At 65.6% G+C, this 12,029-nt stretch carries 11 protein-coding genes and 1 pseudogene; 5 read left to right on the top strand and 7 right to left on the bottom strand.

Annotation, left to right across the window (positions count from 1 at the left end; genetic code table 11):
- The first annotated feature begins 130 nt into the window (after positions 1-130).
- Complete coding sequence (locus tag ACIQ67_RS16730; protein WP_397535512.1) at positions 131-940, top strand: helix-turn-helix domain-containing protein; 810 nt, start codon at positions 131-133, stop codon at positions 938-940.
- A 667-nt stretch (positions 941-1,607) separates the two neighbouring features.
- Here ACIQ67_RS16730 and ACIQ67_RS16725 read toward each other — a convergent pair.
- Positions 1,608-2,198: pseudogene (locus ACIQ67_RS16725) on the bottom strand (transposase); the annotation flags it as partial.
- A gap of 85 nt (positions 2,199-2,283) precedes the next feature.
- On the opposite strand from ACIQ67_RS16725, the gene ACIQ67_RS16720 reads away from it, so the two are divergent.
- Positions 2,284-3,117, top strand: a complete 834-nt coding sequence (locus ACIQ67_RS16720; protein ID WP_397535511.1) for a substrate-binding periplasmic protein — start codon at positions 2,284-2,286, stop codon at positions 3,115-3,117.
- Positions 3,118-3,433: 316 nt separating this feature from the next.
- On the opposite strand, the gene ACIQ67_RS16715 is transcribed toward ACIQ67_RS16720, so the two are convergent.
- The 5 genes from ACIQ67_RS16715 to ACIQ67_RS16695 all read right to left on the bottom strand — a co-directional run bounded on the left by ACIQ67_RS16715 (position 3,434) and on the right by ACIQ67_RS16695 (position 9,191).
- Positions 3,434-4,039 (bottom strand): GNAT family N-acetyltransferase, encoded by a 606-nt coding sequence (locus ACIQ67_RS16715; protein ID WP_397535510.1) that lies wholly within the window; start codon positions 4,037-4,039, stop codon positions 3,434-3,436.
- Positions 4,040-4,068: 29 nt separating this feature from the next.
- Positions 4,069-5,418: an MFS transporter gene (locus ACIQ67_RS16710; RefSeq protein WP_397535509.1), complete on the bottom strand. Its 1,350-nt coding sequence runs from the start codon at positions 5,416-5,418 to the stop codon at positions 4,069-4,071.
- Between the two features lie 214 nt (positions 5,419-5,632).
- Entirely contained in the window at positions 5,633-6,505 is an 873-nt protein-coding gene (locus tag ACIQ67_RS16705) for a GNAT family N-acetyltransferase (RefSeq protein ID WP_397535508.1), read from the bottom strand.
- Positions 6,506-6,572: 67 nt separating this feature from the next.
- A complete protein-coding gene (gene ggt / locus ACIQ67_RS16700) occupies positions 6,573-8,201 on the bottom strand; it encodes a gamma-glutamyltransferase (RefSeq protein ID WP_397535507.1) in 1,629 nt (542 codons plus the stop codon).
- A 6-nt stretch (positions 8,202-8,207) separates the two neighbouring features.
- On the bottom strand, positions 8,208-9,191 hold the full coding sequence (locus tag ACIQ67_RS16695; RefSeq protein ID WP_397535506.1) for a Bug family tripartite tricarboxylate transporter substrate binding protein: 984 nt from the start codon (positions 9,189-9,191) through the stop codon (positions 8,208-8,210).
- A gap of 98 nt (positions 9,192-9,289) precedes the next feature.
- Between ACIQ67_RS16695 and ACIQ67_RS16690 the strand changes: the two genes are divergently transcribed.
- Positions 9,290-10,171 carry a LysR family transcriptional regulator gene (locus ACIQ67_RS16690; RefSeq protein ID WP_397535505.1) on the top strand — a complete coding sequence of 294 codons (882 nt, stop codon included), beginning with the start codon at positions 9,290-9,292 and terminating at the stop codon, positions 10,169-10,171.
- Between the two features lie 101 nt (positions 10,172-10,272).
- A complete protein-coding gene (locus ACIQ67_RS16685; RefSeq protein ID WP_397535504.1) occupies positions 10,273-10,641 on the top strand; it encodes a hypothetical protein in 369 nt (122 codons plus the stop codon).
- Between the two features lie 267 nt (positions 10,642-10,908).
- Here the strand turns inward: ACIQ67_RS16685 and ACIQ67_RS16680 are convergent, their stop codons facing one another.
- Entirely contained in the window at positions 10,909-11,418 is a 510-nt protein-coding gene (locus tag ACIQ67_RS16680; protein WP_397535503.1) for a GNAT family N-acetyltransferase, read from the bottom strand.
- 18 nt (positions 11,419-11,436) lie between these two features.
- Between ACIQ67_RS16680 and ureG the strand changes: the two genes are divergently transcribed.
- On the top strand, positions 11,437-12,029 hold a 593-nt coding region (ureG, locus tag ACIQ67_RS16675; protein ID WP_397535502.1), incomplete at its 3' end, for an urease accessory protein UreG.

Raw genomic sequence — 12,029 nt, 5'->3', positions numbered from 1 at the left:
GGGCAACAGCGACCTCGACAAGCAGGTCTGGCTGAGCTCGCTTGGCATCGTCGAATGCGTCGCCTACGCGGCATCCCGTATCAAGCGCTGATCAGTCGGGCAAGAACGCCGGCTGCTTTGCGCTTACCCTGTGCGAACCAGTGCGGGCTTTGCCTTGACCGCTCTGCCATCGCTACGCGCCTTGCTCAAAGCAGATGTGGTTATCGTGCCGAGTTGGCGTGACGTCAATGAGCGTCCCCCAGAGACGTTCTTGCGCGCCCTGCGCGCCGCCCATGTGCGAGGCGCACTCATCGTGGGGCTGTGCCTGGGCAGTCATGTGCTGGCCGAGGCGGGTCTGTTGTCCGGCGGAAGGGCCACTACCCACTGGGAATATGCCCCGCTGTTTGCCCAACGTTTTGCTGACGTCAGTGTGGAGCCTGACGTACTCTACGTGCAGGAGGGCCGCGTGCTCACCTCGGCAGGCACCGCCGCCGGCTTGGATGCCTGCCTGCATCTGGTGCGGCAGCAGTTGGGAAGCGAACGCGCCAATCAGCTGGCGCGGCGGCTCGTCATCCCACCGCACCGCGAAGGGGGCCAATCGCAATACATCCAGCAGCCCTTGCCAGTAGCCCGCACCGGTACCCGGCTGGGCCGACTGATGGACGAGGTGCGCGCGCGGCTGCATGAAACGCACAGCCTGAACTCGCTGGCACAGGAGGCCGGCCTCAGCCGCCGAACCCTCACGCGGCAATTCAAGGCCTTGACCGGCACATCGGTCCAGGTCTGGCTGCTGGCAGAGCGCGTACAGTTTGCGCAGCGCCTGTTGGAACGCGGGCTGCTGAGCATCGAGCGCGTGGCCGAGCAGGCTGGTTTCGGTTCTGCGGAGTCATTCCGCCTGCAATTCCGGCAATCGGTGGGCGTCTCGCCCAGTCAATGGCGAAAAACGTTCACAGCAGTCTGAATGCCGTTGATGGCATTGCCTGTCTCACCCCTGTATTACCTCGCGGCGCTTTGGTGAGTTCGAGCCCCTCCGCCGCGGGGCCTCCTATGGGTGACTGCGAGGGTGTCCGACAGGCTGCTTCAGGGCGGTGAGATCGGGACAGTGGATGTCGGTTCAGGGTCGGGAGTTCCAGTTCGCCAAAGGGGACAGCGGTCGTTCAGGCGCCCCCGGTGGGCCTCGGCGCTTGGAATGTCGGCTGCACATCCATCAGCGGTCATTGGGCATGCGCGATCAGCGCCGGCCCGATGACTGCTGCGTGGCCGTGACCGTGCATTGGGGTCGCGTCGACCACCGACCGCAACCGCTGCGCTGCCGTCCTTCGCCCTTGACTTCGAACTTCGGCTTTGGGCACATTGTTGCCGTACGGACGCCGGCCGCGAACGTCCGCACCCGCTGCTTATGGAAAGCTCTCCATAAGCATAGGTTTCTGCCGGTGGCGAGGCCTTCTGCGAATGGCAGCTCTCAGCCGAGACTGTGTGAGAACACGCGACCAATGGTGCCAACAGGGCAGCTCGCCCGGTTCTGACTGCCAGTTGTCCGAGGTGGGCTCATAAAACGACTGCGAGTGGCATCTGGACGTCTGGTAGACGAACCGCCGCCGACCTCCAATGGAGCACGCAGACGGCGCTTACGCGCCCATCGCGCTCATTGCCTGGATCAGCGGCGCTATGCCCAAGATGCGCATCACGCGCTTCAGGTGATGGGTCAGAACATGCAAGCTCATTTCGGTTCCTACGTTGACAAGCCGTCGTGTCAGGAAGTGCGTTGAGCCCATCCAATGCTTGAGGGTCCCGAAGACGTGCTCGATGGTTCGCCTGCGCAACTTCATAGCGTCGTGCTCTCGCTCAAGCCGCTGCTCCACCGCGTCCATCACCGCTTCGTGCTCCCACCGTCTGATGCGGCGGTACTGGCTTGTCGTGCACCGCTCCTTCATCGGGCAACGCGGACAGGCGCTCGGCCAGTAGGTGCGTTTCTGCAGGCCCTCCTCGTCGCTGGTGTAGCGGTAGATAGCGCGCTGACCGGCAGGGCATTGGTATTCGTCATCTCGGGCGATGTAGATGAAGTCGGTCTTGTCGAAGCGCCCCTCGGCCTTCGCGTTGGATGTCATGGGCTTGGGCACATAGGCCGCGATGCCCTCGTCTTCACAGGCCTTCAGCTCGACACCGTTGTAGTAACCCCGGTCCGCGAGCGCTTGTAGCTCGGTGGCGCCCATAGCTTCGTCGCAGAGTGGAAAATGCCGTTCATGTTCCGCTGGCTTGGCATCCGTATGGCTGCACTCCACCAAGCTGCGGCAATACCCTCCGATGCGGCGGTTCACGATGAATAGACCCACACTCTGCGTTTCAGTGCTTGTTCGTCTCTGGGTGTTGATGGCCGGTCTGGGCGCCGGCACCGGCGTGCTCGCGACCGATGAGGTGCAGCTCAAGACCCTGCCATTGGGCGTATCGGAGTTCAGGCCGTTCCAGTACACCTCGCCGTCAGGTCGAATCGTCGGGGCCGACACTGAGATCATCGAGACGGTCTTGAAGCGCATAGGCTACAAGCCCCAGTTCATGATGCAGCCCTGGCCGCGCGTTCAGAGAGAGGCCACTCGCGGCGCTTTTGCCGGCCTGTTCAGCCTGACCAAGACGCCCGAGCGTGAGCAGCTCTACTATTTCAGCGCGCCGATCAACACCGTCAAGGATGTGTTTTTCAAGCGCAAGAGCTTGGCACTTGACTGGAAGACGCTGGATGACCTTGGCGGCTTGCGTGTCAGCAGCGCTGCCGCCTTTGGCTATGCGGCGGAGTTTCGTCAAGCGCTGATCGAGAAACGGTTTGCCGAAGTCCACGAGATCTATGACCATGATCCTCAGCTCCGGGGTCTGCACCGCCTGGCTTCGGGCGCAACGGACATCTTCATTTGCGAGATCAGTGTCTGCACTGACCTGATCAAGCTCCACACTCCGGCCTTCGATCAAATCGACTTCTCACCCAAGAGCATCGGCCCGGTGCGTACTTTCCATATCGGCTTCTCGAAAAACTGGCCGCAGGCCGAGACGCTGAGGGATGCGTTCAATGCGGAACTGGCGCAGCAGCAGGCAAAGGGCGCGCTGCGGAACTTGTATCTCAAGTACGGCATGGACCATGGGCTCAAGTGAGTCGCCACCTGCAAGGGCCTCAGGCTCGGACGCGCGGTGCGAGGTCAGGTCAGTGATCTGAAGCCTCAATCGCGCGCCGCCGTACCAAACCGTCTTGGACTTGCCAAGGCATGCGTAGCGTCCCTGGCTTGCGAACGCGGCGCCTGCTCCGGGCTTTAGCGAAGCGGCACAGTTGCTCAAGCCCCAGCGCTCGCCATCGGGTCTCAGGCCAGCGACTCACAGGCCGCCTCAGCCGCCTCCCTGTTGAGCTGAAGCGTAGAGAACTCCAGTCTCTCAGGTACTTCCGGGTGAACAACTATTGAAACATCACAGCTAGCTAGCCTTGCACCTTCGCCCCAACAGCAGCGATCCGCGAATACACCCGTGTATCCCGCGGCTCGCCACTCGGGCTGAGTGCATCGCAGCGCAGCACGCCCTCGAGTTCGAAGCCGCAGCGCTCGGCCACGGCGCGGCTGCGCAGATTGTTGTCATCCATGCGGATCTCGACCCGGCGCGCCTGCAGCTCGCTGAAGGCCATGCGCGTGAGTGCCTGCACCGCTTCGCTCACATAACCCTGGCCTTGCGCGCTGGCGCGAATCCAGTAGCCGATCTCGAAACGCCGCACCGCCCAGTCGAAACGGTGCAGGCCGGTGCCGCCCAGCAGCCGGCCGGCGCTGCCATCGTCGTTGCGGCGGTAGATCTGGTAGACCAGATCGCTGCGCAGCACAAACTTGGCAAGCTGGTGGCGCAGCACGGCCTCGCTCTCCTCGACGCTGGGTGCGCTGTGGGCCCAGTGCATCCAGGGCTTGAGATGCTCGATCGATTCGCAGACGGCAGCGTTGAGCGCCTGGCCCAGGCCGGCGCGTGGCGCCAGCAGCACCAGGCGCTCGCTGACGATTTCTTCGGGCACTTTGATCAGGACGGGGTCAGGTGTTGTGGTCATCATCGGGCTCATGCTTGTCGTCGGCAGGCTCATTTGCTGGGCAGCAGGGCTGCGCCCCCATCCGCATCCTGTTGGCGCGCGCTCAGCTCAAGATCGACAGTGGCCGGCAGCGTGCGCACCTCGCGGATCACCTTGGCGCGCCAGGCAAGCAGGCTCAGCAGCAGCGCGCCGCAGCCGGCAAAGCCCAAGGACCAGCGCAGGCCCAGATGCTCGCCGATCCAACCGCCGAGCAGCGCGCCCGGGCCGGCCGGGAGCAAGATCATCCAGCGCATGGTGCTGGTCATGCGGCCCAGCAGCGGCGCCGGCGTCACCGCCTGGCGCAAGGAGAGGAAGTTGATGAAGATCAGCACCGCGCCGACGCCAAAACTGAACAGCATGTAGGCGAACATCGCCACCCCCAGCGGGCCGACCGGCGCAAAGGCCAGCAGCAGCCAGCCCTGGCTGCTGGCTGCAAAGCCCAGCACCAGACAGGGGCCAGGGCCGATGCGGCGGCTGATGCGGTGCCCGAACACGCTGGCCAGCACCGTGCCGGCACCCAGCGCGATGTAGCACAGGCCCACGGTCTGGCCGCTCAATTCCAGCGTTCGGGTGGCAAACAGGATCTGCACCACGGTGGCCGCGTTGTGGAACAGCTGCCAGCTGCCCACCGCCGTGGCCAAACCGATCAGCAGCCGCTGCTGGCGCACAAAGCGCAGGCCGGCCTTGAGGTCGCGCCAGAAGTCGGCGCCCTCAACCTTGGGCAGTGCTTCCTGCACCTTGATGCCGCGCAGGATCAGCGCCGAGACCAGCACCAGGAAGGCATTCACCGCCAGCGCCATCGGCGCGCCCATGATCTTGATCAGTGCACCGGCAAGACCTGGCCCCGCCACTTCAGCGCCCGATGAAGCCAGCGCATTCTTGGCATGCGCCTCCACCAGACGCTCGCGCGGCACCACCTGGGTCAGCACGATCTGTGCGGCGCTGCCGGCGGTCGTGTAGACCGTGCCCAGCACAAAGCCCACCACATAGAGCCAGGTCATCGACAACCAGCCCATCCAGGCCGCCAGCGGCACGGTGGCCACGACCAGGGCCAGGATGGTCTCGCCCCAGATGTAGACCGGCAGCTTGCGCACCCGGTCCAGCCAGACACCGGAGGGCAGCGAGAACAGCACGAAGGGCAGGATCTCCATCGCCGTCAGCAGACCCATCTGCGTGGGCGTGGCGTCGAGCAGCAAGGCCGCGGTCAGCGGCAACGCGAGCATGGTGATCTGCCCGCCCAGCGAGCTGATCAGGATGGATGTCCAGAGACGGCGGTAAACCAGGTCGCGCAGCAGATCGCCGGGCGGCAGGCGCAGGGCCTGCTTGAGCTGGTCAAACCAGGACAGATGCCGGGTTGACATAGGCGGGAACTCCAAGAGGCGGCACCTCACCCTTGTGGGGTCAGGTCCGATGCATACGAAAAAAGGCGGTGGGCCTGAGGCGGCGCGTCAGACCGACACGCGCACAGCCACATGAGCGCGAGCGCAAGCCCACGCGGCACGGGGTGCGCGGGGTCTGGTGCGGTCGAGAAGCTTGGTCATGGGCTGGATTGAAATCTGGATGCCATCGTAGCGACTAGGTCGACGATGAACAAGCCTGCACGCGCTGTTGCGGCTGCAGATCGCGCGGTGGTGGCCGCTGTGCGCCCCAGCAATGGCTGCGCCGCTGGTAGCCGATGGACTCATAGATGCCGATCGCTACATCCTGCGGATCGGCACACATGATGATGCGGTCCAGGCCCATGCTGCCAAAGCCATAGGCGCTGACTTGCTCGACCAGTGCGGTGCACAGGCCGCGGCGGCGCCAGTCCGGATGGGTGCCTACGTGCTGGAAGCGGCCCAGCCTGCCATCGCGGAACAGGCCGCAGTCCGCCACCAGCTGGGTACCGCGCCAGATGCCGAACCAGTGGCCCAGCCCAGCCGCCTGCATCGCGGCGTAGCGCTGCATCTGGCGCTGGCGGTGCAGCCGGAAATGCTCGGGCTCGTGCTGCCCGTCGTCACTGTCGCACTGCAGCTCGACCGCCGCATCCAGCTGGCGTGGCTGGCTCAGGTCCAGCGGCGCGAAGCGGAAGTAGGCACTCGGCAACTCAGCCGCCAGCGGGCGCGGCAGGTGCGCCTGCAGCTCCAGCTGCGAGGTGGCGAACAGCTGGAAGCCGGCCGCCTGCCAGGACTGCAAGGGCTCGAAGGGCGCGGACGCATCGAAGCCGATCGCCACATGGCCGGATTCTCGCGTGTGGCAGCCCACCTCTTCATCGAAGCGCTGCAGCCAGTACGCCAGCTCGGCATCGGCCGGCACTTGGGGCAGGATCAGGCAGTTGCCCCAGTAGAACAGCGGGTTGGACGGTGTGCGCACGACCACGCAATCCGATCGCTCCAGCACCAGGCCCTCGAAGCGCGGAAAGATCAGGTCGGTCTGCCAACCCAGGGACAGCGACTGCAGCAAGCTCATGGGAGCGAACCGTAGCAGCGCTGAGTTCGCCCTCATAGTGTCAGGCCTGACAGGGTCTCGCCGTCGTTCAGTAGCCGACGGCCGCGCCGTCGCGGCGCGGGTCGCTGGCGGCCACATAGCCCTCCTCGCTCGGATTGCCCAGACGCCAGATGAACTGGCCGGCGCCGAAGTCCTGGTAGCTGTCGTGGATGTCGCCAATCTGATGGCCCAATGCACGCAGGCCGTCGATGGTGTCGGGCCGCATGCTGGCCTCGACATTGATCGACAGGCCCTCGTTGAAGCGCCAGCGCGGCGCGTCGCAGGCGGCCTGTGGGTTCTGGCCGTAGTCCAGCATGCGCACCAGGGTCTGCATATGGCCTTGCGGCTGCATATTGCCGCCCATCACGCCGTAGCTCATCACCGGCTGGCCGTCCTTGGTGAGGAAGGCCGGAATGATGGTGTGGAAGGGCCGCTTGCCCGGCGCCACCTGGTTGGCATGGCCCTCTTCCAGCGTGAAGCAATGGCCGCGGTTCTGCAGCGAGACGCCGTAGCCCGGCACCACCAGCCCGGAGCCGAAGCCCATGTAGTTGCTCTGGATGAAGCTGACCATCATGCCGCTCTCGTCCGCGGTGGTCAGGTAGATGGTGCCACCCTTGACCGGATTGCCGGCCTTGAAGTCCTGCGCGCGGCCCATGTCGATCAGCTTGGCGCGCTCCGCCAGATAGGCCGGGTCCAGCATCTGCTCGCTGCTCAACGTCATGCTGACCGGGTCGGAGACATAGCGGTAGACGTCGGCAAAGGCCAGCTTCATCGCCTCGATCTGCAGATGCTGCGAGGCGGTGCTGTCCACCGGCAGCGAAGCCAGATCAAAGTGCTTCAGGATGCCCAGCGCCATCAGCGCCGCGATGCCCTGGCCGTTGGGCGGGATCTCGTGCAGCGTGTGGCCGGCATAGTCCTGCGCGATCGGCTTGACCCATTCGGGCTTGTAGGCCGCGAAGTCAGCCGCTGTCATCGAGCCGCCGGTCTGCTTGGCGAAGGCTTCCACCGCAGCGGCGATCTCGCCCTGGTAGAAAGCCTGGCCGCGGGTCTCGGCGATCCGTTTGAGCGTGCGTGCCGCCTGCGGAAACTTGAACAACTCACCCACGGCCGGTGCGCGCCCGCGCGGCAGGAAGGCCTCGGCGAAGCCGGGCTGCGAGGTCAGGTCCGACACGGCCGCTGCCATCGCCCATTTGCTCTGCACGATCACCGGCACGGCATAGCCGCGCTCGGCGATCTCGATGGCCGGCGCCATCAGATCGGCAAAGGGCAGCTTGCCGAAGCGCTCGCTCATCGCCACCCAGCCGGCCACGGCGCCGGGCACCGTCACCGCATCCCAGCCGCGCTTGGGCAGGCTCTTGCTGTCGGCGCCGTACTTGCGGTGGAAGTACTCGGGCGTCCAGGCCTGCGGCGCATTGCCGGAGGCGTTCAGACCGTGCAACTCCTTGCCGTCCCACAGGATGGCGAAGGCGTCCGAGCCCAGGCCGTTGCTGCAGGGCTCGACCAGGGTCATCGCCGCGGCGGTGGCGATGGCGGCGTCCACCGCATTGCCGCCCTGCGCCAGGATGCGCAGACCGGCCTGCGCGGCCAGCGGGTGTGAGGTCGAGACGATGTTGCGGGCGAACACCGGGCTGCGCTGGCTGGCGTAGCCCTGGTTCCAGTTGAAGGCTTGTTGTGTCATGACCATTTACTCCACAGTGATCTTGCGTTCGCGGATCAGGCGGCCCCAGCGCTCGCTGTCGGCCTTGACCATGGCGGCGAACTGGGCCGGGCTGGCATCGCTGACCGGCTCGGCGCCCAGGCGCGCGAGGCGCTCGCGCACCTCGGCCGACTTCAGCGCCGTGTTGAACTCGTTGTTGAGCCGCGCCACCAGGGCCGGCGCCAGGCCCTTGGGCGCGTAGATGCCGAACCAGGTGACCGACTCGAAGCCCGGCAGGCCGGATTCGCTGACCGTCGGCAGCTCGGGCGCCAGCGGCGAGCGCGCCTTGCCGGTGACGGCCAGGGCCTTGAGGCGGCCGTCTTTCACGTGCGGCATGCCCGAGACGATGCTGTCGAACAGCATCTGCACATTGCCGGCCACAAGGTCTGGAATCGCCAGGGCCGTGCCGCGATACGGGATGTGGGTGATAAACACCCCGGCCTGGCTCTTGAACGACTCACTGGTCAGGTGGACGATGGTGCCGTTGCCGCTGGAGGCGTAGTTCAGCTGGCCCGGCTTGCTCTTGGCCAGGGCGATCAGCTCGCGGATGTCCTTGACCGGCAGGCTGGGCGGCACCAGCACCACATTGGCCGCGTTGGCCACATGCGCCACCGGCGTGAAGTCTTGTTCGACCTTGTAGCTGAGCTTGGCGTTCAGATGCGGGCCGATCGAGTGCGTGCTGCTGGTGGCGATCAGCAGCGTGTAGCCGTCCGGCGCCGCCTTGGCCGCTTCGGACGAACCCAGCGATCCGCCGGCGCCGGCCTTGTTGTCCACCACCACCTGCTGACCCAGCTGGGCTGAGAGCTTCTGCGAGATCGCGCGGGCCAGCAGATCGGTAGCGCCACCGGCCGGGAAGGGCACGACCAGGCGGATGGGGCGCGTCGGATAGTCCTGCGCCTGCGCCAGCGGCGCCGTCAGCGCGAGGCCCAGCGCCAGACTCAGCAGTTTCAGCACACCAGCTCGGGAAGTCATCGTCAGCACTCCTTGCATTTGCTTGCGGTCGATTGTGGTCCGGCATCCAGCACAAGAAAAGCTAATAATTCTTTTCTTAGCCACAAGAAAACCTTGCCATGCCCAGTCTTCGCACGCTCAAAAGCTTCATCGCCGTGGCGCGCCAGGGCTCCTTCGCCGCGGCCGCCGCCGAGGTCTCGCTGACTCAGGCGGCGGTGAGCCTGCAGATGCGCAATCTCGAGCAAGAGCTGAAGCGCGAACTGTTTGATCGCAGCAGCCGCGTAGCCCAGCTCAATGCGGCCGGTCAGGCCCTGCTGCCCTGGGCCGAACGCATGCTGGCGCTGGATGCCGAGCTGCACGAAGAACTGCGCAGTGCCGCGCTGCGGGTGGACCCTCTGCGCGGCGCCTACCGCATCGGCGCGGTTGTGTCCGCGGTGGCGCCGCTGGCTCATGCTGTGGTAGCGCTGAAGCAGCGCCATGCTGGCCTGGAGCTGAAGCTGGTGTCAGCCAAGTCCGGCGAACTCTCCGCCATGGTCGCCGCCGGTCAGCTGGATGCGGCAGTGCTGGTGCGCGACAGCCGCCGGCCGCCAGCCGGCCTGGGATGGACGGCGCTGTATGAGGAGCCGCTGGTGCTGCTGGCACCCTCCGGCAGCCGGGCCGGCTTGAGCCGGCTGCTGGAGTCGGAACCGTTTCTGCGCTTTGATCGAAGCGAGCGCACCGGCGCTCTGGTGGAACGCGCGCTTCGCCAGCTCAAGGTGCCAGTGCATGACTTTCTCGAACTCAACTCCATCGAGGCGCTGGTCGAACTGGTGCGCCAGCGCGTGGGCGTCGCCCTGCTACCTCGATTGCGACGCGCACGCTGGGAGCAAGACCTGACCCTGCGCGTGTTACCGCTGCCGTCGCCTGAGCTGACGCGCAGCGTCGGCCTGCTGTTCAGGCGTGAGGCGCGCGGCCCGCTGACAGAGGCCATCGCCCAGGAGTTCGCGCAGCAGCAGGCCTGAGCCGCCTTGTAAGACATTGCAACGGCGCGCAGAAGGGGTCAACAGGCGCTCTTGGCGCCTCGTTGAATCCTCACCCTTTCGCAACCCTTGGAGAAATCCTGATGAATGCTCTGAAGACCTCCCTGATCGCTGCCCTGTTTGCTGCCTCGACTGGCGCTGTGTTGGCCCAGGCCCCCGCCCCTGCTGCGGCCACGCCGGCCACGGCAAAGGCACCGGCTGTTGCGGCAGCGACCGCGGCGACGCCGGCAAAACCGCTTGCCCCAGCGGCAACAGTGACAGCGGCGCCCACCACTGCGCCGAAGGCCGTGGCTGCTGGCGCTTCGGCACCGGTCGCCAAGGCGGCTGCAACTACGGCGGATGCGGCCAAGCCCGCTGCCAAGGCTGATGCCGCCGCCAAGCCTGCGGTGAAAGCCGAAAACCCCAAGGCCACGAAGGCTGACAAGCCTGAGGCGAGCCCCACCAAGGGCTGAGCAAGCCGGTTTTTCGGTCCGGGCCAGTGTCCCGGGCGGCAGCAAGCACGGTGCAGGAGGTCACGGCCTCCTGCACCTACAGCTGCGATCAAGAGCGAAGCCTGGGCAAGAAGAACGACGGCGCCTCATGATGCTGCGCCGTGATGTCCTGACCCAGGGCCGATCATCGTGCAGCGCCTGCCGCACGAGCTTCACAACAAGCCGCAGTTCGAGCGCAGCGGCGACTTGCTGTCGAAGATGCGACACCACTGCGGCGCGCTGGCGGTCTCACCCCAGCTGCATCAGCAGATCAGGACAGCCCTCTTCATTGCCGCGCCCGTCGCCACGCGCAACAAGGGCAAATCCGTGGCGCTCATAGAAGCGCTGCGCGCCCACATTGGGCTCGAAGGTGTAGAGCAGCACGGGGCGAGGCAGCAAGCCCAAGGCATGCCACAGCAGTGCGCTGCCAAGACCGCGCCCCCTCGAATCGGCACTCAGATACAGCTGATCGATCCAAGCTCGGCCTCCCACATCAACGCTGACGCTGATCAGGCCCAGCAAGTCACCCTGACGGTTGACCAGCAGCCAGCAGTTCCCGGCCGGGATCAGCACGTCCCTGAGCCACTGCTGCACCTCGGCATCGCTGTGCTGAAGGGGCGCGTAGGCCATCTCCAGGCGCCGCACCGCCAGGTAAAGCGCCGCAACGGCGCCGGCATCGCCGGCTTGGGCGGGCCGTATCGATGCCCCATCCGCGAGTGACGTGGCACTATGCTTGCTTACGTTTTCGATCATCGTCATCACTGAAGCCATTTCATCATGAGCGCCACCACCAGCAGTTCCCTGCACAACATCCCCGGCCGGAGCAAGCGCCTGCCCCCCCTGCGAGTGGGTGTCGGCGGCCCGGTCGGATCGGGCAAGACCACCCTGGTCGAGGTGCTGTGCAAAGCCCTGCGCGAGCGCTATGACTTGGTGGTGGTCACCAACGACATCTACACCAAGGAAGACCAGCGCCTGCTGACCGTGGCCGGCGCGCTGGAGCCGGAACGCATCATGGGTGTGGAGACGGGTGGCTGCCCGCATACCGCGATCCGTGAGGACGCCTCGATCAATCTCGAGGCGGTGGACCGCATGCTGAAGCTCTACCCGAATGCCGACATCGTCTTCATCGAATCCGGTGGCGACAACCTGGCGGCTACCTTCAGCCCGGAGTTGTCCGATCTGACGATCTACGTGATCGACGTCGCCGCGGGCGAGAAGATTCCCCGCAAGGGTGGTCCCGGCATCACCAAGAGCGATCTGTTCGTGATCAACAAGACCGATCTGGCGCCGTATGTGGGTGCCAATCTGGAAGTGATGGAGGCGGACACGCGCCGCATGCGGCCGACGCGCCCCTTCGTGATGAGCAATCT

Origin of the sequence: Roseateles sp., from assembly GCF_044373315.1 — a bacterium.
Lineage (GTDB): Bacteria > Pseudomonadota > Gammaproteobacteria > Burkholderiales > Burkholderiaceae_C > JACDQM01.
This window is presented reverse-complemented; position numbering and strand designations above follow the sequence as displayed.